Source organism: Parafilimonas sp., assembly GCF_051953455.1.
Classification (GTDB): Bacteria; Bacteroidota; Bacteroidia; order Chitinophagales; family Chitinophagaceae; genus Parafilimonas.
This window is the reverse complement of record NZ_JBQCIT010000001.1, coordinates 63516-89229: the sequence shown is the minus strand read 5'-3', so window position 1 is coordinate 89229 and position 25714 is coordinate 63516. Positions and strand designations below refer to the sequence as shown.

The following is a 25714-nucleotide window of genomic DNA, read 5'->3' as shown; positions in this document are numbered from 1 at the left end:
CCAGGTATTTGTTTCTGTACTTCCCTACAGTGGTCTGACCTTCTGTTTTGCAGTGCACTCGCAAAACACCCAGGACTTTACTCAGTGTATTAATGAGATGCTCCATTACTATGAAGGCGTACCGCGTACCATTCTTTGTGATAATTTAAAAACTGCGGTAACCCGGCCTTCCAAATATGAACCGGTATTTACAGATGTCTGTCACCAGTTAAGTGAACATTATGCTACTACTTTTTCTGCCACCCGCCCGTATCATCCAAGAGATAAGGCCATGGTGGAAAGAGCAGTCATGATCTGCTATCAGCATATCTATGCACCGCTTCGCGGTGAGGTCTTTACTTCACTTAAAGGGCTTAATAAAGCCATTAAGGAAAAACTGGAGTTGCTTAACACGAGGCCTTATAAAGGTTCTCATTACTCAAGAAGGGATTTGTTTAATGGGAGTGAAAAACCACTGCTTAAACCACTTCCTTCCCAGGCTTTTGCTCCTAAAAAATCAGTAGTGGCTACCGTACAGCGCAACTATCATATCCAGCTCTCGGAAGATCATCATTATTACTCGGTTCCCTACCGCTACGCGGGTAAAAAAGTAAAAGTTTTGTATGACAGCAAAACAGTGGAGATCTATTTGGAACATGATCGTATTGCTGTTCACTCAAGAACTTCTTTTGGAAGCGCATACCATACTGTACCGGAACATATGCCTTCCAACCATCAACATGCAATCAATATTAAAGGATGGACGAAGGCCGATTTGTTAGCTCAGGCAAACAGTATTGGTCCTTCAACACACACAGCTCTTGAACGTATACTTATCAGCAGCTTTTACCCGGAACAGAACTTTAAAAGTGCTCATGGCGTGTTAATGCTGGAAAAGGTGTATGGAAAGCCAAGAGTGGAAGCTGCCTGCAAAAGAGTGCTTACAGGCACCCGCATCAACTATACACTCATTAAAAACATACTCGCTTCGGGCCTGGATAAAATGCCAATTGTAGCGGAACCAGTGCTGCAGCTACCGCTGCATGACAATATCCGGGGTAAAGACCAATATCAGTAAACAAAACAATCAATAATAGTATGAACACTACCCAAACATTGGAACAGCTAAGAGAGTTAAAACTCTCCGGCATGGCATCTTCGTACAGTTCTCAACTGGAACTGCCGGTCAACCAGCAACTCGATGCCCATGAACTGATCGGGCACATGGTGCACTCAGAGATATTGCATCGTAGCAATGAAAAAACAGCCACCTACTTAAAACTGGCTAAACTACGGCTGCCAGCTACCATTGAACAGATAGAATGCTCTGTTGCAAGAGGGCTTACCAAGCAACAACTCTCATTACTTATGGAAGGAAGCTATATCAAAGTTGGTGAGCCGTTGCTGATTACAGGTGCCACCGGCTCAGGAAAAAGTTTTTTTGCATGTGCGCTCGGACATCATGCCTGTACCCAGGGACATAGAGTTGCTTATCTGAACATGAACCGTTTTACTGAACGCATTATGCTTGCAAAACTTGATGGCACTTATCTAAAAGTTTTGAATCACTATGAAAAAATACCACTACTGATCCTGGATGATTTTGGACTCACTCCGATGGATCATACAATGAGACTTGCATTGCTTCAAATACTGGAAGACCGGTATGCAAAAAAGAGTATCATCGTTACTTCTCAGCTGCCTGTAAGCAAATGGCATGAGTTCATTGGTGAACCCACACTTGCTGATGCCATCATGGACAGATTGACAGCTAAAGCTCACCGAATAGAGTTGAAAGGACAGTCCAGAAGAAGAAAACAAATAATTAATAACGAGGAATAGATATTTTTGAAAATCAAACAAACCACTACGCTCTTTTACAACTACTCAACAGGGGTGAAAATAAAACCCGGAATGGGGGTGAAACAATCAACGGAATGAACAGGAAGCACAGCGTTTAGCAAAAGCACTTGACACAGCAAAGGAAGGCAGCATGGCTTTTTTGAAGCCTAAAGGTATCATAGCTGCAAATGTTCTTTATACAGACCCTTCCGAAAACGGTTTTGTGATGTGGTTTACTAAGGCAACCTGCAAAAATCTTTTTTTCATAAACGGATTGGGTATTTCAAACGGTATGGCGAATGTACCTGCATTGCTTTGGATAGCCAGTAAGGAGAAGTTGCATATCTACGCATTAAAAAGCGACAGGAAACCAAGTGAAAACACACCGCTTTATCATGCACCCTTTTTTAATGTCTATGCAAACGGAAACGTGTGTATGGGTACAGTAGATGTAAACATCAAAAATTCTGCCTCATTGGAGGAATTTATAACTGCATGGGAAGCCTATTTCTTTAATAGTTATTTCAGCCACCTGATGCAAAATCATAACCCCATACAAGGTAACTGTGTTAGCCTTTGGAAGAAGCTGCGTAAAACAGGCGACCCATTTCCCAAAGACGTATTGAAAGAAACAGGCAGGACAATAAAAAACATACTAAGATGAAAAAGGTACACTTTACAGATAATGACCTGATTGCTCCCACCAATCCAATCGAGGTAAACCTGATAGGGGCTGGAGGTACAGGGTCAAAGGTGCTTACGGCATTGATGGAAATGAATTATAGCCTGAATGAATTAGGACATGCAGGGTTAGCTGTAAGACTTTGGGACGATGATATTGTAACGAATGCCAATTTAGGCAGGCAGCGGTTTGCGGAATGTGAGGTAGGACTATATAAATCCGTTGCGTTGATAAACCGTGCTAACAGATGGTCAGGCACAAACTGGAAAGCTGAAACCGTGAAGTTTGAAAGAGATAGCTTAGAAAGGTTGCCTGAACATGCACAGGCAGCCATTTACATTTCCTGCGTGGACAGCGTGAAGGCACGATTTGAAATTGCGGAAATACTTAAAGGACTGAATGATTACAGGGCATACCGCAACCGAGCTAAATACTGGATGGATTATGGTAATAGCCAGTCTGCAGGGCAGGTGCTATTATCTACTATCGGAAATATCGGGCAGCCACATTCCCAAAAATACCAGCCAGTAGCCAACCTGCCATTCATTACAGATGAATATGGCGACCTGCTGAAACAATCCGAAACAACCGACACCACCCCAAGCTGTTCATTGGCTGAAGCACTGGACAAGCAAGACCTGTATATCAATTCCTCCCTTGCCCAAATGGGTTGCTCCCTGTTATGGGGTCTTTTCCGCAACGGAATGACCGAAAACAGAGGCTTCTTTCACAACCTTGACAACTTTATTACCCAACCTATAAAGGTCACCTAAAAGCCCTACCAGGGCGGCACATCGGCATTCCTATCCCCGTAGGCGGAAAGCCGCTGTGCGGAGAAACGGTGCAGCCACTTGTACGGAAGCGGATTTATCCACGCTCAGATCCCGCTATCCGCTTTCGTACAACAGACTGCGGCATTATTGAATGGTATTGCATAGACCTTCCTAAAGACCTGCTGCATTTACAAAAATGGTATGCGTTATAAAATCCGTAGCGTCTTCCACTTTACAAGGTTCATTATTCATTTCTTTTATAGCTCCACAGCGATATTTTCCAGTATTTCCATTTGTCAGATTTATGTTTCATATCGTAAATGTGACCTAAAAAGTCCCAATTTCGATATAATTGATATTTTTCCTTTATTTCGTATCTTTGTCGGGACTTATAAAGTCCCAAAATGACTACAAGACATAAGACACTTTCCACACAATCAGCAGAAGTGATCAGGCATTTCACCAACCTGAACCAGCCTGGTTTTACTTTGACTGAAGCGACATCTCTGCTTAAAGATTCATCCGCTGATGCTGTTAGGAAGCTCATGAGGGATATGGTAAATCGTGGGCTGCTGTTACGACTGAAGGATGGTCTTTACTGGATTATTCCGTATGAACAGGAAGCCAGCGATTATTTTCCCAACGTCCATTTGGTAGTAGGGTATCTTGTGGGTAATGCAAATTACTATATAGGTTATTACAGTGCCCTGGAATTGCATAGCCTTATCACGCAGCCTTCAATGGTCGAACAGGTCGTAGTGGATAGGCAAATTAAGCCCTCCGCCCTTACAATCGGGAATAAGCAATTTCAGTTTATTTATCACAACAAGGCACATTTTTTCGGAACAAAAAATATATGGATTGACGGCTATAACAAAGTGCAGGGCAGCGACCTTGAAAAAACGTTTGTTGACTGCCTGTATAAACCTGATTACGGTGGAGGTATTACCGAAATTAGCAAAGCACTCTTTAAAGTAAAGGACAAAATTGATTATGGGAAACTGCTGGAGTATTGTAAGCAATTCAAAGCGCAGACTGTAATTAAAAGGCTGGGGTTCTTATTGGAATTGCTGCAAATAGACAACCCTATTATTGATCGCTTGCAACAGCTAAAAACCCCCGCATTCACCCTGTTAGAGCCTTCTTACGAAAAACAGGGAAAACTGATTAGTAGGTGGAGCATTCAACAAAACATAGACATAGAAGATATTACTTCACCGATATTCACTTAGGACATGATACACGCCAAAGAAATCAATACAGTTGCCACAAAGAACAAGCTGAAAGATACGCAGATCGAGAAGGATTATGTGCTAAGCTGGATATTGTTAGGAATTGCTAATAGTGAATTATTATCAAAGCAACTTGTGTTTAAAGGAGGAACCGTACTTAAAAAAATATACTTCCCTGAATACCGATTTTCAGAAGATTTGGACTTCACTTTGCTGGATGAAAAAATAACTAACGACCAACTGCTGCATGAATTTGAAAAAGTATATGCCTTTGTAAAGGAAGAAGCCAATATCACCTTACAATTCGGTGAATCGAATACGCATATCAGTGGAAGCCTCGCTTTTTACATTAATTACATAGGTCCGCTTCAGGGAAATATTAACAGCAGGGATGTGAAAATTGACATTACTCGTGGTGAAATACTGGAATATCCAATAGAGCAACGGGAAGTGATCATTCTGTATTCTGATTTGCCTGAACAGTCTTTTTATCTACAATGCTACTCACTGGCGGAAGTATTGATAGAAAAAATGGCGGCATTGATGGGACGAACAGAGCCAAGAGATTTATTTGACTTTTGGTATCTGACCGAATATGAAGGGATGGATACACGTTACCACAAACCAGAATTTGAACGTAAGGCAAAAAACAAAAATCATGATCCCACACAGTTTGAAGCAAAAGTTTTGGCAAAGGAAAAAAATCTTAAACAAGGATGGGAAAAGAAATTGAAAAACCAGATTTATGATTTGCCTGGATTTGACGGAGTTTTCCGGCAGGCAAAACGGCATTTAAAATTACCATAGTGAAATAATAATGGGCGCTCACATCTTCCTCTTAATACAAGAAGATGTCAAGCATTTCTTCCGAAACACTTGACATCTGGTTGTGCTTTACTTTTGTCCTCAGCCGACTTCTAATTCCTCACGATTATTTTTGAACGCCTCCAGTTTCTTTGCAAATTCCTTTTTAACCCGCTGCTCAAAACCGCCCAAGTAATTTTCCGTTGTTTTCTTGTCCATGTGCCCTAAAGCCTCCTGGATAAATTCGGTACTTGCCCCCGAGCGTTTCATAATCGTAGAGAAGCTATGCCTTGTTACGATAGTTGTCGGAAGCAGTTCAATTCCATGCCGCTTGCCGATTTTCTTCATCCAGTCATTAATAAAACGAGTAAAGCGAGGAATGGCAAAATATTCCTCCAATGGGGTCATACCTTCTTTTAATACCGGGAATATATAGTTGTTGGGGTTTTTGTCTGCGTTGCCATATTGCTCTATAGCGTTGCGCATATCGTCATTTATGTACACTGTGATAAGTGCCGGATCATGACGTGAGGTAAGATCCGTCTTTTGCCGGTAGAAGGAGAAATATTCACCGTCAATATTCTTGTATTTCAGATAAGCAACATCTTTAGGGTTCATGCCATTGCCGAAATACATGAAGAACCAAAGAGCTTTGGCATAGGCTTCCGAATCACAGGAAGGCTCGCTGAAATACAGCTTCTTAATGTCCTCTAATTCCAAAGCTCTCTTTCGTTTCTTGCCGGTTGGAATCTGATATTTCCGCCTGCCAAACGGATAGCACATCTCCTTGCTGATAATTTTTTTATGATTTGCCTCGTTAAATATGCAGCGTAAATGACGTAAAATTCCTCCCACCGTAGCCCGTGAGCGTCCTTTATCAAGCATCCAACCCTCAAACGATCTAAGCCATTCGATAGTTATATGCTGAAAGTGCATATTACCACCAAAACTTTTGATGACGCTGTAGCTGTCCCTGTATTTTGTAGCGCTACCTATTCGCTTCTCCCGGATAAGCTGTTTAATGTACTCACAGTAAACACCCGATATTCTTCCAATATCATCGTGGCTTTCTTTAATGATGGGAAATAGCTTTTCGTATTCCGAGTAATCAAATGTATCCGCTCCGGTTTCCGAAACAACAGCCAATGGCTTTTTTGTTTTCTTTTGTACAAAGAGTTTGTTAGGTGATATGTAATCACGATTAAAGACCCAAAAATCAAATGGAGATACTTTTTTGATAGCCAAAGCCATCATGCCTTTGATTTCTTTAAGGTCATCCTTTACTTTTTGCAATGACTCCGAGAGCCGGGGAGCTTCGATTTTGTTGAAATTCTCTTCCGTCAATTTATGGACGGTTTCGTATTCCTTGCTCTTTCTTCGATAAGTTACCCTTAATTTTATGGGGTAAGTATCGGTTTTGGAAATGATCCTCCGTTTGTCGAGGAAAATGCTGAATGTTACAGACATGATTTGAAAATTTAAACATTAACACTAAATCAACCACACACAAAAAATTTTCAAACAGTTTTCAAACAATTGGCTGGTTAAATAGCCAATTTATCGGATTCAGCAAAGATAAGAAAAAGTATTTAAAATATTGAAAATCAACTTATTGAGTTAAAATAAGCAAAGGTAGATTAAATGAAGAAAAGGTATTTCGGACACTTAAAATCCTGTTCGCCGCAAACGCGAGTGCGGGTTCAATTCCCGCCTGGGGCACATGCTGAATTTTCAGGCATGTTTTTAAAAGGCTGTTCAATTAGGAGCAGCCTTTTTTGTTTTAGAATCAATTCGTTATACCAAATTAAAGTCACATATTTTAGAGGAATATTTTTTATTTCCGGGCCGGGAGATTTCCTTAAAAAAAATAATTTGCCTACATTTGCACTCCTTATTGCCCGATAGTATAATGGTAGTACCGCAGATTCTGGTTCTGCTTGTCTTGGTTCGAATCCAGGTCGGGTAACATAAATGGACAAGTTGGCTTACATGGCTGCTTTGTCCATTTTTTATTTTACAAATAATCACTCTGAACCTTTACAAACAATACCGCTCAATTTAAGAAAACTGAATAATTAATTTACAGACGTCAACCCTATTATTATAGCCATACATATTATTTCTTATACCGTAGTTTTGTTGCAATGGCGCAAAAAAAATTAATTCGTTTCGCAGAACTGGAAACATTTCCCAACGTATTACAATATCCTCAAAACATGCAGGGCAACTGGCATGCTTTCTTTCAAAACAATCAGCCAATTACACTTGAGCTTGCCTGCGGCAAAGGCGAATATGCCGTTGGCCTCGGAAGATTATATCCCGATAAAAATTTTATAGGTATTGATATAAAAGGCAACCGTATTTGGAAAGGCGCTAAAACCGCTTTAAATGAAGGCCTGAAAAATGTTGCTTTTCTGCGCACACAAATCGATCAGCTTACTGATTATTTTGCCAATGGTGAAGTAAGTGAAATATGGATAACATTTCCTGATCCCCAATTGCGTTTTTCCAAAATGAAGAAGCGTTTAACACATCCAAAATTTTTACGCTTATATCAAAACATTTTACAGGAAAACGGCATCATTCATTTAAAAACCGACAGCCCTGATCTTTACAACTTCACTAAAGCTGTTATTGATTTATATGGATTAAAAACGATTACAGATAAAGATGATTTATATAAAGACGATAACTTACGCGATGAACTTAAAATAAAAACACATTACGAAAGTCTCGATATTGCCCAAAGCAATAAAGTGCATTACCTTGCCTTTACATTGAATGCATATTTGCCAAAAGAAAAAGATGAACAATTAAAAGCTTTATTTCGTGAACAGGCGCACCACTGAAGATGACGATTATTATTTTAACAGCGATGGGCTTGTTGTGTTTACTAAAGAATATTTATTGCAGCGCGGTTATTGCTGCGGCAATGGCTGTAAAAACTGCCCTTATGACTATAAAAATGTTGAAGAGCCAAGAAGAAGTTTGTTGCTGAAGAAAAGAAACGAAGAGAATAAGGTTGATTAGTTGAGAAGTTGATTGATTGAAGTATTTTGGAATAAGGAATTTGAAATTGGGAAGAACACATAAGGTTTCAGGAGTTCACGAGCACCAAAGGTTCACGGGTAACTGTAGCAACTCAACCTTAAACTTTAAACTATATGGCTAATCCGAAAGAACATTTAAAAGACTTAACCAAAAAACACTCTTTCTTCGAAGATGTTTGGGATGTGGCGCGGCAAATTCCAAAAGGGCGCGTTACAAGTTATGGCGCCATTGCTAATTATCTCGGTACAAAAATGAGCGCCCGTATGGTGGGATGGGCAATGGGCGCATGTGTGAATGTGAAACCTAAAGTACCTGCTCACCGCGTAGTGAACCGCGTTGGTTTATTAAGCGGTAAAATGCATTTTGGTTTGCCCGATGAAATGCAAAAACGGCTGGAGAAAGAAAAAATAAAAGTGGAAAATGATAAGGTGGTTGATTTTGAAAAACTATTCTGGGACCCGGCAAAAGAGCTGGTGCTGTAAATGGGGCGCAGCGAAGTTGATTAGTTGAGTTGTTGATTGTAAGTTAAAGGCATGTTTCTCAGGGCAAAATAGAAACCCGCTAAATATTTCACAGGTAAAATTCTCCCCTTAATATTTTTAAAAGCCCGCAATAATGGCTTTTATTTGTAGGATACGGATTGCATATCTTATATCCTTCTAAAATTTTACTGACCAAAAAACGATAAAAGCCATGTCTCATTCACGCAGAAACTTTATTAAAAAAACTGCCAAGGCCGCGGCAGCAACAATTATAGCAGGCCAGGGTTTCACGAGTTCAAGTTACAACCGCATTATCGGATCCAACGACAGAGTGCGCGTGGGCGTAGTAGGTTTTTCAGACCGGTTCCGCTCATCTCACGTTCCCCCGTTTATGAAATTTTATAAAGAGATGAATTTTGATATAGTGGCCGTTTCTGATTTGTGGAAGAAAAGAAGGGAAGAAGGCGTTGCTTTCTTAAAAGAAAAAATGCAGCACGACATCACAGGCTGCAGGAACAATGACGAATTATACAGCCAGAAAAATATAGACGCGGTATTTATCAGCACTGCCGATTTTCAGCATGCGTTGCTGGCTAAAGAAGCCGTGCTGGCCGGATGCGATGTGTATTGTGAAAAGCCTTTTGCAGAAACCATGGAAGACAACCGGAATGCTTTAAAGGCAATAAAAGCCAGCGACCGTATTGTTCAGATTGGTTCGCAGCGAAGAAGCGGCGCTAATTATAAAGCAGCGGCAGAATTTATTCAATCGGGCAAGTTTGGCGATATTACAATGGTAGAATTAACCTGGAACGTAAACCAGCCGGGCCGCTGGCGCAGGCCGGAGCTTGTTGCCCAATGCCGTGAAGAAGACCTCGACTGGAAACGTTATTTACTCAACCGCCCGTATGAAGATTTCGACCCGAGAAAATATCTTGAATACAGGTTATTCTGGCCTTATTCTTCAGGCATGCCGGGCCAGTGGATGAGCCACCAGATTGATACGGTACACTGGTTTTCCAAATTGAGCCACCCAAGAAGTGTTGTAGCCAATGGTGGCATTTATATGTGGAAAGATGGCAGGCGGAACTGGGATACCACAACAGCTGTTTTTGATTATGGCCCCGCCAATGATCCTACATCAGGATTCCAGGTAATTTTTTCTTCCCGCATGCACAATGGCGATGAAAACCCCGCAGAGATCTATTATTCAAATGGCGGCGAATTAAACCTTATCACCAATAAAGTAACGCCAACCGGCGGCTTAACCAAAAATGCAGCGGCGGCCATGCACATGCAGCCAAACCTGCTTCCTGAACTGAACCTTTCTGAAGTTGCGGAAAAGGTTGTTGCCTCTGCCAATACCGGCGGCGATGTGCTTACCACCAACCATATTCATAACTGGATGGAATGCATACGGTCAAGGAAACAACCGAATGCGCCTGTAGAAGCCGGCTATTCTCATTCAATTGCCAATATTATGACGAATGCTGCTGTGCATACGGGCTATAAGGCAACGTTTGATGAAACCACACAGGAAGTGATGGTGAATGGAAAAGTGTTTAAATATTAATAGCGTTACAGAAATATAATACACTTGTTTTAAAGCTAAGCCTGCAGGTGGGCGGTGGCCCACAATAATATTGTATCACCAAATAAAACAGTTTTGTAAGGCTGAGGTTGCAAAATTGGCCGGCAGGTTGGCTTGTGTATTATTGGGTATTTGTGCAGGGGGAACACTTATAAACCACACCGGCATAAAACGCTTAAACACAAGGGGACTTGAAGCAGCCAACCAAATGCTTTTATGCTTGCAGCCACCTTTTACAACTTAAATTGTAATCTCTACTGGCTTTATAGTGCCGGCTTTTATAATCTTTTTAAAATTAAGGTTGCGCAACAGTTACCCCTTGCTACCTGCAAGACTTCCTTCTGAAACCGTGAAGCTTATAATTACCGGCTTTATTTTTCTCTTACTAATTTCAATGCAAAGCTTAATTGAACGTCTTTGTGAAGGATAACTTCATGGACTGTTGGAAGAATTGTATAGTCTGGAATTATTCCCCTATCTGCGTATTTTACTTTTTTAACATCGTTTACGTATTTGAATTTAGGAATGATGATATCTATTTTACTATTGGGCAACCCAACTTTTGTTGTTTGTCCTGAAGTATTTCCATAATATCCACCACCTGTTTCTTCACCAATAAATTTTCCTCTGTTATTGCTTTTTGCTATCGAGCAAAAGTCTGCTGTAGTAGAAAAACATACGCCATTAATCAAGAATAAGACTTTTCCATTAAAGCTATTGTTCTGCGGTTGTTGCAGGCCAAGAAGTGAATCTTCTTCAACAGTAATTTTATTTGTAGTTGATTCGATTGAGTAAAAGTATTTGAAAGGTTTGCGTGTTAAATAAGAGTAGAGCAAAGCTCCATACGCATCTGCACCGCCGGCATTTCCCCGCAGGTCAATAATTAGCTTGCTCACGCTTCTTGAATTAATTTCTTTAAATGATGTTTCGAGAAAATCTCTGAAATTCTGCTTTCCCGCAAGCTTGTTATCATCAAAGGTTTTAACAGTAAGTAAAGCGATATCTTTTTCAGGAAAATCTAACTGTAAGTCTTTTTTATTACTCAATTCATTTCTATTATCACATTCAAAATCTTTTACAAACGCTGCATTTATTTTGGTTGTTTTAATTTCTTCCTGCTTCGTTTTATATCTCACAGTAAATGAATTTTTATTACCAAAAATCCAGTTGTAAAGAAAACAGAAAGCGCCGTTGTTTAGCACCTGGTTTTTCTTAGTTTCAATTTTTCCATCGGAAGGCAGATATTGAAGCAGTGTTTTTTTGATTTCAGCGATTGGCTTATTATCAATGGATAAAATCTCTGCCTCTGCAGGAAGTTCTTTAATGCTGCTGCAAAGTACATAAGCCTTTGCATTGATGAAATAAACATACACAGGAAACATCTTTTCATTTTCGCCATAATAATTCATCAATAGCCTTGAAAGGTTTGTACCTGTATGCCCATCTTCGATAGAACTTATAAGGAATGCAATTGATTTGGCAAACTCTAATTGTGACATTGGATGATTCAACGCAGCAAAGCAGCTGTCAAATAATTTATTCAATATTATTTTGTTTTTATAGCGATATAATCCTGCGTGTTCTTTTTCAAGTGCCTCCCGAAAAAATGTAAAATCTTTTCTTAATAATTCGGATTCTATATTATTTAATGAAGCAGTATTAAGTTCAGTTTGCTTTGAAGGTTTTATGGTTGATATCTGAGTATAGCAGGTGTCTTTGCCATTTAATAAAATAATGAAGTTGTAATTGCTATCAGGAATAACATTAAATGAAATTGAATCTATGTCTGTATAAAAACTTATCTTTTTTTCATGCACTGGCTCTAAAGCAAAATAAATATCCGGTTTGTTTTCGGGAGATAAATTCCATATACCTTTCTGATAAATGTCTCCATCTTTTACGTCCACTGTTTTTGATGTTGCCTTTATAACTGGCAATTCTTGCTGCGCATACAGTGGTTGTATAAATGATATAATTACTACAATAAAGGCAATATATTTCCTGCCCCACCATGTGGGTTTTGTTATTCGTTTCATGTTCATAACTGTTTTAGTGAAAAGTGTTATTTTTCAGATTGCTTAAGAAAAAAGTAGTAACCTAAAAAGCTGGCAGCAATGCAGAAAGCCATAATGGCTAAGGAGTGAATGCCTAAAGGAAGTGTATAATAAATGATGGTAAGCCCGGCGCCTATTCCGGTAAGAAGAGCAAACCACTTAATGTTGGTATTTCTGTTTTCGTTGGGACTTGTTTGTAAAATAGATGAGGCTATATTTTCAGGAATTCCTTTTTCAACGATTTTATTTTTTATGCGGTAATCCATAATTCGTTTGATGATTGCTAATATAAATATCATAAACAGTCCCGCTGTAAATATAGCAGCACATGCATTGAAGACATCTTCGTTTAGGCCTTGTATATTATTATTATTATTATTTTGTGCGTTTGCCATAATTGGCGTAGCCGCTAAAGCTGCTATAGATATAATCTTTTTCATCTTGTTCATTTTGAGTTTCATATTTCATTAGACAGGCAACCGATTTTAATGTTGCAACATTTCAATAAAAGTTTAAAGTCTTCATTTGGGCTTGATATTTTTTATACATATCAATACATAGAATTACGAAGAGGCAGATAGCCGTTGTAATAGTTAAGGCAATTACTATCGGTGTAATTCCTCTAAACAGGTTTAATAAATTATTTCCCAAAAAATAGAAAATGATGCTGAGAAAAAAAACGCAGAGGAAAATGATAAAGTAAAAAAATAATTTATCGGCAGAATCCTTATATCGGGGTTTCGGTAATTGCGCTACAACCAAATCTGCGACGTTAAAATCAAAAGAAGGTTTTTCCTGATGCTTAATCCCTTCAACAAGCAGGGTGTATTGTGCTGCTTTTATTTTACACGTTTCGCAACCCTGGATATGTTTAACGATATCAATATCACATGCTGCTTTTTGCAAAACGTATTGCTGAATTTCATCATCATTAAGATGCCTGCTTATCATAAAATTTCGTTTTTATACGTGAGCAATAAATTATTCCGTAGGGTTTTTCTTGCCCTGAATAAATAGTTCTTAACTGTTCCTTCCGGCAGTTGCGTAATTGCTGCTATTTCTGAATAATTTAATTCTTCGTTGTGATAAAGCGTTATTAAAGTGCGATAAACCGGCGAAAGCTTATCTATCTCCTTTTTTAAAATTGCCGAAAGCTCTTTTTTGAAAATGATTTTTTCAGTTTCATTATTGAGCGGGTTCATTTTTTTATTCAATATTTCTACTGTTTCATCGTCGGGTTCGTTGTCCTCATCGTTGTTTTCAATGAGCAATAATTTCTTCTTTTCAAGATGGTTTATGCAAGTGTTATAAGCAATTTGTGCAATCCAGGTAGAAAGTTTAGATTGAAATTTAAAGCTCGCCAATTTTTGAAATGCTTTTAAGTAAATATCCTGTGCCATATCTTTTCTGTCTTCGGCACCAGGTATCATTTTGAAAATAATCTGCGCTATAAGTCCTTCTGTATTTTTTATAATAACCTTAAAGGCATTCGTATCGCCATGTAACACGTTTTCTACCAGGACCCGGTCTGTTAGATTATTTTCATTTTGATTGTTCACTTAGCAGATTAGACAGATTAGGTCCAAAAATGTTGCAAAGAATGTTATTTTAAAATAATCAGGCCTTCCAATAGATGCACTATTTATAGGTGTGTCTTTGTTGATTGTTATAAAGAATTTGGGGCCGTTAATATCAGTATCAGATGCTTGCAGGCTTGGGGTCAAGCATCGTCTCTCGCAGAGGATGGTGCGGTGCTAAGATAACGCATCGTCCATTTCAGGAGACGATGCTCGACATAAAAAGATAAATATGTTTTGGTTTTTGCCAGGTGCTTACCGTCCTGAATTTGAACTTAAGGATTACTTAAAAACCTCTGCCGCTGTCCGTATTTTTCACCAACAATATTCCTTCATAAATCCACACCATCATTAGTCCATTCTCTTCAAGTTTGCTAAGGTGATAGCAACAACAATTCCTGGAATGATGAGCGCCATGACATTCCAAATTCCCATTGTCCAAAGGACTATTTGATTAATTACCATAAACCCCGTGTATGTATATGCTGCCCATTTTTTCATCTGCCATAGTCCAATCATACATACTAATCCTACAATTGATGTAAGTGCCAGATAAGACGGATACCAACTTCCAATTTGCTTTGCTACATCTGAAAAGATTACCGGAATTATAAATGCAGTACCAATAAATCCTAAAACGCAAATCACCCTAATCGATGTTGGTCGTTTTTTCTCGTGAAGTATTTCATCTTCTGTTTCAAGAAGGTTTTCTGTTTCCATTTTTTTATTTTTTTAGTTTGGTTTGCTTTAGTTTTTCTGGTTGTTTGAGGGTTTTCAAATCCCCTCCTTAAAAAAAAGCAGCGCCCCGCGGCGCTGCCTGCCGGTTTTAGCCGGCCCCTTTTTCAACCGCCGTGTTTTGCGCAATAATGTTGTTGAGCAATGTTAGCTGACTGGTAAAGTCATCAGGAATAATTAATCGTGCCATGGTTATGGGTTTTTATTTGTGAGGAATTAAGTATTTAGTGGTTATTGTGTTTAGGTTATTGAGAATAGTTAGTTGATAAACCAAATATAATACTATTTATAAATTATTTCAACAGGGCCAAAAAAAGTTGCCGGCATTGGTTGCCGGCAATTGTAAAACAGGTTTGAATAATTTTTGGGTGATATTTATTTAAGCCCGCGCTCTTTTAATACGCTGTCTAATTCCTGCGCATTATATTTCGACCTGTTCATTAGTTTATAGGCAAAAAATAAAGGGATGAGTGCCATAAGGCCTGCCGTGCTGTTTAATATGCTGAATATTACAATGCCTATGAGAAAGCCAATGAACAAGGCATTTATAACAGCGGCCGGTTTTCGCTTTTTTTCTTCGCGTAGCAATTCTTCATTAGATAGTTCTGACAGGTTTCTTCTTTCCATTTTGCTTATTTGTGCTATTGTTTTGTATGATTTTTTTTTAATTCTGATTACCAGGTTAAAGATGGCTGCAAAATACAAAACGCTTCGATCATCATTTCTACGGCAGGAGAAATTAAAGATAACTGCATACCGTAAACCCCTTCGAACGTCATTTCGACGGCAGGAGAAATCTCTTGAATTATTAGCAACATAAATTTTAGCGGATGTTTCGTTACCTCAACATGATGTTCAGTCAACATAATAGAATGCTCACATGCCCTCAACCCCAATAGCACAACATGTTAATGGAATACTTAAACCCTAAAAAACTGAAGGCAGCATCTTAGGCTGCTTTGTTTTAAAATTGAGGGCAACCGATAAGGCTGGTGTTTTGGTAATGATATTATAATCGGGCTGCACATGCATGCTTAGATCGTCGCTTACATCAAAATCTTTTAAATGGCCAAATACGGTGGCATCCACCACATTCAAACCCCAAACCAACAGAAAGAACAAAGCGGAATAATCCCTGTCTTTCCTGAACTGGTTGCGGAAGGATTGTATATAGGAAGGATCTATATTTCTAAGGTCAGGATAAATTTTGGAAGTGTCGCCGCCATTTACCAATATATTGTAGGCTTCTTTTGTGCGCTGGTACCATTTGTTGTTGTAAGCAAACAAACTTGCCGGCACGGCCAGTGCACCATACACAATGGGTATTTTCCAATACTCGCGGTTATATGCCTGGCCCCATCCGGGAATGATGGCCGAGCGGCGGGTGGCAATATGCGGATCGTGCTTCTTTTTTATGGGTATGGAATCTTTTTTTGCTACAACAACACTGTCTTTTTTTTCAGGCTTTAATGTATCCGGCAAAACCTCTTTTCCATTATTTACTTTAATGGCGCTATCGGGCTTTTGGGCAATAGCAGCAAAAGAAATAACAGAAGTAAAGAGAAGTAATATGAAGCAACGGAATAAACGCATGTTAATCCGCCTGTGTATGCAATAACTCAAGAATCTTATTAAGCTCATCGCTGGAATAATATTCAATAACGATGTTGCCCTTTCCATTGGAGTTGTGCTTAAGCGTAACTTTTGTTGAGAAATAAGAGGCTAAATTATCTTCTATACGCTTGTAAGCATCGTTAAGATTTGATTTTCCGGGAGATTTAACAGGCTTTGCATCACCACGGTAAAGTTTGCGAACCAGTTCTTCAGTTTGCCTTACGCTAAGCTGTTTATGTTTTATTTCGCTGAACAGGTAAAGCTGCTTATCAATTGTATCAATATTAATCAAAGCCCTTGCATGGCCCATGCTTAATTCCCCGTTGCGAACAGCCACCTGGATATCTGGCGGAAGTTTAAGCAAACGGATATAATTGGTAACGGTGCTTCTCTCCTTCCCCATTCTTTCGGCCACCTGTTCCTGCGTGTAATTAAGTTCATCCATCATGCGCTTATAACTGAGGCCGATTTCAATGGCATTTAAATCTTCGCGCTGCAGGTTTTCGAGCAAGGCCAGTTCAAGCAGTTCGCGGTCATTGGTTTGGCGTATATATGCCGGCAAATCTTTTAATCCCGCAATTTTTGCAGCACGTAATCTTCTTTCACCGGCAATGAGCTGGTACTTGCCATCGGCAAGTTTTGATACGGTTATTGGCTGAACAACATCAAATTGTTTTAAAGAAGATGCAAGTTCGTTCAATGCCGTTTCATCAAAATCGCGGCGGGGGTTTTTGGGGTTAGGCTGAATTTGTGCAACCGCAATGCGAAGCACATTCGTTGCAGCTTCCACCACATCGGTTTTTAATGTGCCGCTGGTAGTTTTAAGATCTGAATCTATACTCTTCAATAAAGAGCGTATGCCCTTTCCTAATGTTTCTTTATTTGATTTGGATGTTGTCATGTTTACATTGATGTTTAATGTTGCAGGTTTAAAGTTTAATGTTGATACAAACTTTAAACATTAAACTTTTATTCTAAAATTCTTTCTTCGTTTTTAATTTTAGTCATATCATTTTTCTGAAGCACTTCTTTGGCAAGGTTAAGATAGTTTACAGCGCCTTTGCAATCAGAATCATATAATACAACCGGTTTTCCCACGCTTGGCGCTTCGCTCAGTTTACTGTTGCGGTGAATGATGGTATTGAAAACCATATCTTCAAAATGCCTTCTTACTTCATTTACCACCTGGTTGCAGAGACGCAGCCTTCCGTCGTACATCGTCATTAAAATACCTTCTATTTCCAGGCTTATGTTTAAACGGCTCTGCACAATTTTTATGGTATTAAGCAGCTTACCCAATCCTTCCAATGCAAAGAATTCGCATTGCACAGGGATTACAACACTATCGGCGGCCACCAGCGCATTTACGGTTATCAGGCCAAGCGATGGTGAACAGTCGATCACAATAAAATCATAATCATCTTTTACCGGCTCGAGAATGCGTTTTAAAACCAGCTCCCTGTCGGGGTAATTGATCATTTCGATTTCAGCGCCCACCAAATCAATATGCGAGGGAATAAGATCGAGGAAAGGAACATCTGTTTTTAAGATCACTTCGCTGGCGGGTGTATTATTCACCATGCAATCGTACAGGCTTTTGGTGATGTTATGCAGGTCGAAACCAATACCTGTGGTACTGTTTGCCTGCGGGTCTGCGTCCACGAGCAGGGTTTTAAATTCAAGCACGGAAAGGCTTGCTGCCAGGTTTATTGCCGTTGTTGTTTTGCCAACACCGCCTTTTTGATTTGCTACTCCTATTGTTCTTGCCATACCCCTAATCCGCCACGGCGGAGAATATTTTATTTTTTAAATTAGACTATGCTTTTACCAATCAACTTATCAACAAATCAACTCCAATATCAAACTTCACACTTCAATCGTCGCCCCAATGGCCGGTAATAGTAAATTTTTACCAGCCGCTTTAAATTCCTCAACAGCCTTCTCTTTATCTATCTTTATAAGATCGAATGTGTTATAGTGAACACCCACAATATTATTACAATTAATGAAGTCTGAAGCAGCAATAGCATCAGCCACGTCCATTGTAAAATTTCCGCCTATTGGCAACACCGCAAACTTAAGTTTTGCCCAGCGCGGAATTAGCTGCATATCCATGGTAAGCGCTGTATCTCCCGAATAATAAAAATCGCCTTCGGGAGTTGTAAACACAAAACCCAAAGGGTTACCGGCATAACTGCCATCCGGAAAGGAAGAAGAGTGAATGGCATTTACTGTACGCACTTTTCCAAAATCAAAAACAACCGGGCCGCCATGGTTAAGCGGATGCACTTTTTCTATGCCCTTATTTGTAAGCCAGTCTGCAATTTCTGCTGCCGCCACACAAGTGGCGCCGGTTTGCCGGGCAAGTTCAAATGCATCAGCAAAATGATCAGTATGGCCATGTGATAAAAAAATATAATCAGCCTTTATTGCCTTTTTATCAATATCCTTAGCCAGCGGGTTATACGTAATAAACGGATCAAACAATAATTTCTTACCGCTTACCTCCACGCTAAAGCACGATTGGCCATAATACGTTAAATTCATTACAGTATTGTTTAAAGGGGCACAAATGTAATTTTTTACCCTCACTGTCTTCAACAATATTAATTTTTTAGGTTTACTTACACAGGTTTTTTATGCACATCTTATAAAGCCTGTTTTAATTTGTAAAAATTTTAAATATGCGAAGCTCAGGTGGCTGGTGGATCATCATTCTTATTTTGCTATTGGTTGATCTCTATGTTTTTTGGGTGCTGCGGTTTCTTACACATAATAATAGTGAAAAAAGCCGTGCAATTATTTATTCCGTGTACTGGCTTATTTCCATTGCGGCCATTGCTTTCATTATTTTCTTTCCCTATTCCGGATATCTCGCCACACATACCGTGCTGCGCAATTACGCTTTTGCAATCGTTGTAGGTTTATTCTTTGCCAAGCTTATTGCAGCTACTTTTTTCCTGCTGGATGATATACGCAGGCTCTTTGTTTGGCTCATGACTAAAATCTTCCCAAAAACAGGTGTTGATTTTACCAGTGAAGGCAATACAATTACCCGCTCAGCTTTTTTAACCTGGACGGGTTTTGTTTTGGGCGGCGGATTATTCACAACGCTCATGGCTGGTTTTTCAAACAAGTATAATTATAAAATAAGAAGAATAAAGCTGGCTTTTGATAACCTGCCTTCATCTTTTAAAGGCATGAAAATTTTGCAGGTGAGTGATATTCACAGCGGCAGCTTTACCAATAAAGAAGCGGTTAGCCGGGGTGTTGACATGATTCTAAAAGAAAATGCCGATTTAATTCTTTTTACCGGCGACCTGGTAAATGATAAAGCCAGCGAAATGGTTGATTATATGGATGTGTTTAACCGGCTGAAAGCGCCGATGGGCGTTTACAGCACCCTCGGCAATCATGATTATGGCGATTATGTGCAATGGCCAACGCCTGAAGCTAAACATGCGAACCTGGAAAGACTGAAACAGGTGCAAAGTGAGCTTGGCTGGCGCTTGCTGATGAACGAACATGTAGTACTGGAAAAAGGCGGCGAACAAATTGCTTTACTGGGCATTGAAAACTGGAGTGCTTCCAACCGTTTTCCAAAATATGGCAGAATGGATTTAGCACATCCCGGGACAGAAAAATACCCGTTTAAAATTTTAATGAGCCACGATCCCAGCCACTGGGATGCAGAGGTTCGCACAAAATATCCTGATATTGATTTAATGCTTTCCGGCCACACGCATGGGATGCAGTTTGGTGTAGAAAATCCATATTTTAAATGGAGCCCGGTTCAGTATTTTTATAAAGAATGGGCTGGCCTCTATAAAACCGGCAAGCAATGTTTATATGTAAACAGGGGTTATGGATTTATTGGTTATCCGGGTAGGGTTGGTATATTGCCAGAAATAACAGTAATTGAATTAGTGTAAGTTATGTACAATTACTACTATAAAATATCATTAAATCAATTGAAATTAAATTTGAAATAAAACAGTTTCTGCTTAGTTATTAATTATTCTGCTTTGTCATCTTCTCTGCATTTTCGGCCACCTGCAGCGCTTCAATAAACTGTTCAATATCGCCGTTCATAACCGCATCAAGATTATAGGAAGTTAAGCCAATGCGATGATCGGTTACCCTGCCCTGTGGGTAATTATAAGTGCGGATCTTGGCACTGCGGTCGCCAGTACTAACCAATGTTTTTCTATGCCTGGAAATTTCTTCTTCCTGTTTGCGCACCTGCTCTTCATATAATTTAGTACGCAGCATGGTCATAGCTTTTTCGCGGTTGCCCAACTGGCTGCGTTCCGTTTGGCAAACCACCACTGTTCCCGTTGGAATATGCGTAAGCATCACCTTTGTTTCTACTTTATTCACGTTCTGGCCGCCGGCGCCGCCGCTCCGGGCCGTTTCCATTTTTACATCAGCGGGATTTAATTCAAAATCCACCTCTTCTGCTTCGGGCATTACGGCCACCGTTGCCGCAGAAGTATGTACACGGCCCTGTGTTTCTGTATTGGGCACACGCTGTACGCGGTGAACGCCGCTTTCAAATTTCATGGTACCATAAACATCGTCGCCGGTAAGTTCCACCATCACCTCTTTGTAACCGCCCACAGTGCCCTCGCTCTCACTCACAATGGCCGTTTTCCAGCCTTTTTTTGCAGCATAACGCAGGTACATATCAAGCAGGTCGCCGGCAAACAAACTGGCTTCATCGCCACCGGTACCGGCACGGATTTCCAGTACGGCATTTTTATCATCCTGCGGGTCTTTTGGTATTAAAAGCTGGGTAAGTTGCTTCTCAAGTGCATCTTTCTTTTCTTCCAGTTCAGGCAATTCCATTTTGGCCAGTTCGCGCATGTCTTCATCAGAACTATTCAATCCTTCTTTGGCAAACTCATAATCATCCAGTACTTTTTTATAAGCTTCATAAGGCTTTACAATTTTTTCCAACTGGCTGTATTCCTTGCTCAGCTTCTGAAATTCAGACTGCCTGTTTATAATTTCAGGGTTGGTCAACGCAACGCCTGTTTGCTCAAATTTCGCCTTTATTGCTTCTAACTGGTCTAACATGTTATAAGTTTCAGCGTTCACAAGTTGGCAGATATTTAACCTGTAATTGATTTTTAAACCTGTGAACTTTTAAAAAGTGTGCAAAGTTATATGTTTTCAGCCGCTTAATTTTACAGCATGCGTTACAGGAAATTTAAAGCCGATTTTATTTTTGATGGAAGGAAAATTTCAGGTGAGGACAAAGTTCTTATTACAAATGAAGAAGGCCTAATTGAAGCAATTGTAAACGAAGCCGATGCTGGTGATAATGTGCAAACATTTAAAGGCTTACTCTCACCCGGTTTCATTAACTGTCATTGCCACCTCGAATTAAGTCACATGAAAAACGTGATTGAAACCGGAACCGGCCTTGTCGATTTTTTGATTACGGTTGTGGGCAAACGGGGTTTTGAAAAAGGATTTATTGCTGAAGCTATTATTGCAGCGGATGCTGAAATGTATGAAAACGGAATAGTAGCCGTTGGCGATATCTGTAATACAACCGATACTATTTCAACTAAATTAAAAAGTAAAATAAACTACTATAACTTCATAGAAGCCATTGGATTTTCTGAAGAACGGGCTGCTGTTTTATTTGAAAGATTTCAGCACTTATATAAAGATTTTATTACTGCCGGGCTCTCCAACACTTCAATCGTTCCGCATGCACCTTACACAATAAGCGGGGCGATGTTCAAATTGATCAATGATCTTTCAGTTGGTAAAATTATTTCCGTACACAACCAGGAAACACGGGCTGAAGATGAACTCTACCGCGAAAACAGCGGCGATTTTTTCAGGCTGTATCGTCATTTAAATATCGATACAAAATTTTTCCAGGCACATAATAAAAGCAGCCTTCAATCTTACCTGCCATTATTAAACAAGGCGAAAGCATTACTTCTGATTCACAATACGTTTACCACACAAACTGATATTGAATTTGCCGTTGAACAAGCCAGGGCAAATAAGCAGGATTTATCCTGGTGCTTTTGCCCAAATGCCAATTTGTACATAGAAAATCAATTACCTGATATTAAATTGTTTATAAACGATAATTGCAATATTGTTTTAGGAACAGACAGCTATTCAAGCAACTATAGCCTTAACCTGTTAAATGAAATAAAAACGCTGCAAAATCATTTTCCATTCCTTGAAACTGAGCGCCTGCTTCAATGGGCTACATCAAATGGTGCGGCGGCTTTAGGTGTTTATGAGAATTCAGGAAGCTTTGAAAAAGGGAAGCGGCCCGGTATTGTTTTGATTAATAACCTTCAACACAAAAAATTTTCGGAATCTTCCGCAGCCAAACGGATATTGTAGTTAATCCAGCAGTTCCTGCAGCACCGGCAGGCTTTTCGGCTTTTGAAAACCGGTAAGATGATGTGAAAGATATACCAGTAAACTTTCCAGTAACTGGCGGCGCAACAGCCTGTTTAGTTTAATGTTTTCAAGTTCGTTATATAATTGTATGCGCTGGATTTGCGAAATTGCTTCCGCCAGCGGGCCGGAAACATAATCGGGGTGCAATGGTTCCAAATCCGTATAAGCGCCTTCTTTTAAATCAAGCACAGGTGTTTGCCTGGAAAAATTACCATGCAGCTCAAAACCTGATTCTGTTGCCAGGTGCAGCATAAAATACAATGGAAGGTTAGCCACCGCAGCATTGCTGCCTTTATCTGCTTCCAGCAGGCTGCCTTCCAGTAAATAAAATAATTCCGGGTTGGCTTCAGGTTGTTTAATGGCGTGCTGGAAAAGTTCTATCATAAACTGCGCAATGGCGGTACGCATCACATCAAATAAAACTTTCCCGTATAAATAGCCCCACTTATATTCTTTGATAAACTGCAGGTTTTTTAATTCATTATGATAAACTTCCATCTCCAGCATGGCCGAAGGCTGAAAATACATTTGCTTACCTGCTGATTTTTTTGTTGCCTGCCGTACCCCCTTTACAATATAACTCTGCAGGCCAAAAAGTTCCGTGTAAACAGAAGTTATTACACTTGTTTCGCCATAATTAATGGTTTTGATAACGATGCCTTTTGTTTTATGCGTCATACCTCCGGCAAAGCAAACAATTACTTGTAAAAAGGACGAAGTTTGTAAAAGGAATTTTTAACATGTTTGTTTCCAAAATCAATTAACAATTTTTGATGAAATTCTTTTACCTTTGCCCACCTTTCACAAGGAGCAGTATGGTGACTGTTACCTGGTTTATTGAAAATAATTGTTTTATACAATAAAAAATTTTACTGATGAAAAGAACGTTTCAGCCACACAATCGCCGCAGGAAAAGCGTACACGGTTTTCGCAAACGCATGCAAACTGCAAACGGGCGTAAAGTTTTGGCAAGCCGCAGAACGAAGGGCCGCCACAAGCTTACCGTTTCTGATGAAAGAAAATTAAAATAAGTTTATACAACGATACTAATATTTTAAGGCTGGCTTTGCGCCGGCCTTTTTATTTACAGACAAACCCGGCCATCAAACATTTGTGTTTATCTTCGGCATAAACTATTAAATAATGGAACTGCACGTTTGTAAAGATTATGATGATTTGTGCGAACACCTTGCCAACTGGATGGTAGATTGCATCTGCAAAACGCTGGCAACCAAAGAACGCTTTTCAATTGCTTTTACAGGCGGCAACACGGCTAAAAGGCTTTATACGCTTTTGGCAGGCGATGCCTATAAAAATAAAATCGACTGGAGCCGCGCCAACATTTTTATAGGCGATGAACGTTTTGTTCCCTACAGTGATGAACGCAGCAATGCAAGAATGATACGCGAAACTTTATTGGATCATGTATCGGCAAATGAAGCGCACGTGCATTTTATGCAAACAGAAAATATAACTGCCGAAACTTCGGCTGCTGAATATGAAGAAGTGTTGCAGCATTATTTTAATAAAGGCACAAACGAGCCAACATTTGACATTGTTTTATTGGGAATGGGTGACGATGCGCATACACTTTCATTGTTTCCCGGCCATGCCGATGCTGTTAATGAACAAACCAAATGGTGTACATATTTATGGCTGGAGCAACAAGATATGTACCGCATAACTATAACAGCGCCCATAACAAATGCAGCGCATTCAATAGCCTTTATTGTAAGCGGAAGCGGCAAAGCGGCAGCTTTAAACAATGTAATGCATAAGCCATATGACCCCGAAAAATATCCTTCGCAAATAATAAAGCCGGTACATGGCGAATTACATTGGTTTGTGGATGAAGCAGCCATGAATGGCTGAAAGTGATTTTCTGAATTCATAAATCTGTGCCCATGCCGCATACCAACTATGCAAACGGGAGTTGGTTTTGCCGTACCGCAATTATCCAACCAGCGCATTCATCCTTATACTGATTTATTACTGCATGATTTGGGACACGGATTAGCCGATGGCGGCCCTGAATTTGACGCCAAACGGCCGTGAATGATACACCATGCTTTTATAGGGAATTGGCCTCTTCCCAAAACAAACAGAACGCCTTATTATTTACATGATGTCCGCAGCATTAAAGAAGCCATTTTATGGCATGGCGGTGAAGCTGAAAAAGCCAAAGATCAGTTTATGAATTTATCGTCTGCAGAAAGGGGTAAGCTGATTAAGTTTTTAAATAGTTTGTAAGAAACAGGTGTTGGCAAAGACACAATGCCTGAGATCAAAGGGGTTCACTGTTTTCCTGCAGCTATATTTGCCCCTCATAATTTGAGTCAAAGTCCACCATCCACTCAATGCCATATTTGTCTCTGAACATACCAAAATATGAACCCCAGGGGCTGTCGGAAATAGGCATTTCAATTTGCCCGCCTGCCGAAAGCCCATTGAATAACCTGTCCGCTTCTTCTTTGCTTTCTGCACTAATTACAATTTTGCTTCTGTTCTCATTTTCGTTTGTTCGTCCCAATATTTCAGGCACATCATTAGCCATTAAAAAACTTTTGCCAATGGGTAAAGCAATGTGCATTATTTTATTTGCTTCATGTTCTGCTACCGGGAATTCAGCACTTGCTAAATCTTTGAAACGTGCTATTCTTGAGAACTCTCCGCCAAATACTGATTTGTAAAAATTGAATGCTTCTTCTGCATTGCCGTTGAAATTAATGTGTGGATTAATGCTTGCCATAATTTTTCAGTTTATGATTGTTATTGTTGAAATCTTTCTTTTTAAACTACAATGTACTGTCCTTTTATAATCCCTGTGCAATTACGCCTATCGTTCAACAGCGCTTTTCAT

Annotated in this window: 28 protein-coding genes, 1 tRNA gene and 1 pseudogene; 16 read left to right on the top strand and 14 right to left on the bottom strand. The window is 39.7% G+C overall.

All coding sequences use genetic code 11. The features are described 5' to 3' along the window. From ACTHN6_RS00395 to ACTHN6_RS00370, 6 genes are all read left to right on the top strand, one after another. A partial coding sequence (locus ACTHN6_RS00395) for a Mu transposase domain-containing protein (RefSeq protein ID WP_440433727.1) occupies positions 1-1057 on the top strand: 1057 nt, incomplete at its 5' end. 20 nt (positions 1058-1077) lie between these two features. Beyond that, positions 1078-1821, top strand: a complete 744-nt coding sequence (gene istB, locus ACTHN6_RS00390; RefSeq protein WP_440433726.1) for an IS21-like element helper ATPase IstB — start codon at positions 1078-1080, stop codon at positions 1819-1821. 151 nt (positions 1822-1972) lie between these two features. After that, positions 1973-2485: a hypothetical protein gene (locus ACTHN6_RS00385; RefSeq protein ID WP_440433725.1), complete on the top strand. Its 513-nt coding sequence runs from the start codon at positions 1973-1975 to the stop codon at positions 2483-2485. Continuing rightward, the gene (locus tag ACTHN6_RS00380; RefSeq protein WP_440433724.1) at positions 2482-3276 is read left to right on the top strand and encodes a PRTRC system ThiF family protein; all 795 of its coding nucleotides are present in this window, start codon (positions 2482-2484) and stop codon (positions 3274-3276) included. Before ACTHN6_RS00385 ends, ACTHN6_RS00380 begins: the two co-directional genes overlap by 4 nt. A gap of 404 nt (positions 3277-3680) precedes the next feature. Continuing rightward, a complete protein-coding gene (locus ACTHN6_RS00375; protein ID WP_440433723.1) occupies positions 3681-4508 on the top strand; it encodes a type IV toxin-antitoxin system AbiEi family antitoxin domain-containing protein in 828 nt (275 codons plus the stop codon). 3 nt (positions 4509-4511) lie between these two features. Next, entirely contained in the window at positions 4512-5315 is an 804-nt protein-coding gene (locus tag ACTHN6_RS00370; RefSeq protein ID WP_440433722.1) for a nucleotidyl transferase AbiEii/AbiGii toxin family protein, read from the top strand. A gap of 99 nt (positions 5316-5414) precedes the next feature. Here the strand turns inward: ACTHN6_RS00370 and ACTHN6_RS00365 are convergent, their stop codons facing one another. Next, positions 5415-6779: a tyrosine-type recombinase/integrase gene (locus ACTHN6_RS00365; RefSeq protein ID WP_440433721.1), complete on the bottom strand. Its 1365-nt coding sequence runs from the start codon at positions 6777-6779 to the stop codon at positions 5415-5417. A gap of 428 nt (positions 6780-7207) precedes the next feature. Here ACTHN6_RS00365 and ACTHN6_RS00360 point away from each other — a divergent pair. The 5 genes from ACTHN6_RS00360 to ACTHN6_RS00340 all read left to right on the top strand — a co-directional run bounded on the left by ACTHN6_RS00360 (position 7208) and on the right by ACTHN6_RS00340 (position 10415). Then, positions 7208-7278, top strand: a tRNA-Gln gene (locus tag ACTHN6_RS00360). A gap of 178 nt (positions 7279-7456) precedes the next feature. Further along, complete coding sequence (trmB, locus tag ACTHN6_RS00355) at positions 7457-8161, top strand: tRNA (guanosine(46)-N7)-methyltransferase TrmB (protein ID WP_440433720.1); 705 nt, start codon at positions 7457-7459, stop codon at positions 8159-8161. Next, positions 8142-8342, top strand: coding sequence for a DUF5522 domain-containing protein (locus ACTHN6_RS00350; RefSeq protein ID WP_440433719.1), 201 nt, complete (start codon positions 8142-8144; stop codon positions 8340-8342). Before trmB ends, ACTHN6_RS00350 begins: the two co-directional genes overlap by 20 nt. Positions 8343-8476: 134 nt before the next feature. Next, positions 8477-8845 carry an MGMT family protein gene (locus ACTHN6_RS00345; RefSeq protein WP_440433718.1) on the top strand — a complete coding sequence of 123 codons (369 nt, stop codon included), beginning with the start codon at positions 8477-8479 and terminating at the stop codon, positions 8843-8845. A gap of 211 nt (positions 8846-9056) precedes the next feature. Beyond that, the gene (locus ACTHN6_RS00340) at positions 9057-10415 is read left to right on the top strand and encodes a Gfo/Idh/MocA family protein (RefSeq protein ID WP_440433717.1); all 1359 of its coding nucleotides are present in this window, start codon (positions 9057-9059) and stop codon (positions 10413-10415) included. Between the two features lie 389 nt (positions 10416-10804). On the opposite strand, the gene ACTHN6_RS00335 is transcribed toward ACTHN6_RS00340, so the two are convergent. From ACTHN6_RS00335 to ACTHN6_RS00290, 10 genes are all read right to left on the bottom strand, one after another. Next, positions 10805-12340 (bottom strand): S41 family peptidase, encoded by a 1536-nt coding sequence (locus ACTHN6_RS00335; RefSeq protein WP_440433716.1) that lies wholly within the window; start codon positions 12338-12340, stop codon positions 10805-10807. A 155-nt stretch (positions 12341-12495) separates the two neighbouring features. Beyond that, positions 12496-12927 carry a hypothetical protein gene (locus ACTHN6_RS00330; RefSeq protein ID WP_440433715.1) on the bottom strand — a complete coding sequence of 144 codons (432 nt, stop codon included), beginning with the start codon at positions 12925-12927 and terminating at the stop codon, positions 12496-12498. Between the two features lie 61 nt (positions 12928-12988). Then, entirely contained in the window at positions 12989-13393 is a 405-nt protein-coding gene (locus ACTHN6_RS00325; RefSeq protein ID WP_440433714.1) for a hypothetical protein, read from the bottom strand. Between the two features lie 41 nt (positions 13394-13434). Next, complete coding sequence (locus ACTHN6_RS00320) at positions 13435-14046, bottom strand: RNA polymerase sigma factor (protein ID WP_440433713.1); 612 nt, start codon at positions 14044-14046, stop codon at positions 13435-13437. A gap of 369 nt (positions 14047-14415) precedes the next feature. Continuing rightward, positions 14416-14784 (bottom strand): hypothetical protein, encoded by a 369-nt coding sequence (locus ACTHN6_RS00315; protein WP_440433712.1) that lies wholly within the window; start codon positions 14782-14784, stop codon positions 14416-14418. A gap of 390 nt (positions 14785-15174) precedes the next feature. Then, positions 15175-15426: a hypothetical protein gene (locus ACTHN6_RS00310; RefSeq protein ID WP_440433711.1), complete on the bottom strand. Its 252-nt coding sequence runs from the start codon at positions 15424-15426 to the stop codon at positions 15175-15177. 300 nt (positions 15427-15726) lie between these two features. Then, positions 15727-16392 carry a DUF5683 domain-containing protein gene (locus ACTHN6_RS00305; RefSeq protein WP_440433710.1) on the bottom strand — a complete coding sequence of 222 codons (666 nt, stop codon included), beginning with the start codon at positions 16390-16392 and terminating at the stop codon, positions 15727-15729. Position 16393: 1 nt separating this feature from the next. Next, a complete protein-coding gene (locus ACTHN6_RS00300; protein ID WP_440433709.1) occupies positions 16394-17314 on the bottom strand; it encodes a ParB/RepB/Spo0J family partition protein in 921 nt (306 codons plus the stop codon). 68 nt (positions 17315-17382) lie between these two features. Beyond that, the gene (locus ACTHN6_RS00295; RefSeq protein ID WP_440433708.1) at positions 17383-18183 is read right to left on the bottom strand and encodes a ParA family protein; all 801 of its coding nucleotides are present in this window, start codon (positions 18181-18183) and stop codon (positions 17383-17385) included. A gap of 96 nt (positions 18184-18279) precedes the next feature. Continuing rightward, entirely contained in the window at positions 18280-18960 is a 681-nt protein-coding gene (locus ACTHN6_RS00290; RefSeq protein ID WP_440433707.1) for a metal-dependent hydrolase, read from the bottom strand. Positions 18961-19097: 137 nt separating this feature from the next. Here ACTHN6_RS00290 and ACTHN6_RS00285 point away from each other — a divergent pair, with 137 nt between their 5' ends. Beyond that, positions 19098-20345, top strand: coding sequence for a metallophosphoesterase (locus tag ACTHN6_RS00285; protein WP_440433706.1), 1248 nt, complete (start codon positions 19098-19100; stop codon positions 20343-20345). Between the two features lie 79 nt (positions 20346-20424). Here ACTHN6_RS00285 and prfA read toward each other — a convergent pair whose 3' ends face one another. Further along, complete coding sequence (gene prfA, locus ACTHN6_RS00280; RefSeq protein WP_440433705.1) at positions 20425-21513, bottom strand: peptide chain release factor 1; 1089 nt, start codon at positions 21511-21513, stop codon at positions 20425-20427. Positions 21514-21609: 96 nt separating this feature from the next. Here prfA and ACTHN6_RS00275 point away from each other — a divergent pair, with 96 nt between their 5' ends. Continuing rightward, positions 21610-22794, top strand: coding sequence for an amidohydrolase family protein (locus ACTHN6_RS00275; RefSeq protein WP_440433704.1), 1185 nt, complete (start codon positions 21610-21612; stop codon positions 22792-22794). Here the strand turns inward: ACTHN6_RS00275 and recO are convergent, their stop codons facing one another. Then, positions 22795-23532: a DNA repair protein RecO gene (gene recO / locus ACTHN6_RS00270; RefSeq protein WP_440433703.1), complete on the bottom strand. Its 738-nt coding sequence runs from the start codon at positions 23530-23532 to the stop codon at positions 22795-22797. Positions 23533-23729: 197 nt separating this feature from the next. On the opposite strand from recO, the gene rpmH reads away from it, so the two are divergent. The 3 genes and pseudogenes from rpmH (at position 23730) to ACTHN6_RS00255 (ending at position 25104) form a co-directional block, all read left to right on the top strand. Continuing rightward, entirely contained in the window at positions 23730-23885 is a 156-nt protein-coding gene (gene rpmH, locus ACTHN6_RS00265; RefSeq protein ID WP_090659238.1) for a 50S ribosomal protein L34, read from the top strand. Between the two features lie 112 nt (positions 23886-23997). Then, positions 23998-24726: a 6-phosphogluconolactonase gene (pgl, locus tag ACTHN6_RS00260; protein WP_440433702.1), complete on the top strand. Its 729-nt coding sequence runs from the start codon at positions 23998-24000 to the stop codon at positions 24724-24726. Between the two features lie 18 nt (positions 24727-24744). Then, positions 24745-25104, top strand: a pseudogene (locus tag ACTHN6_RS00255) (di-heme oxidoredictase family protein). A gap of 61 nt (positions 25105-25165) precedes the next feature. Here the strand turns inward: ACTHN6_RS00255 and ACTHN6_RS00250 are convergent. Next, positions 25166-25603, bottom strand: a complete 438-nt coding sequence (locus ACTHN6_RS00250) for a VOC family protein (RefSeq protein WP_440433701.1) — start codon at positions 25601-25603, stop codon at positions 25166-25168. Between the last annotated feature and the right edge of the window lie 111 nt (positions 25604-25714).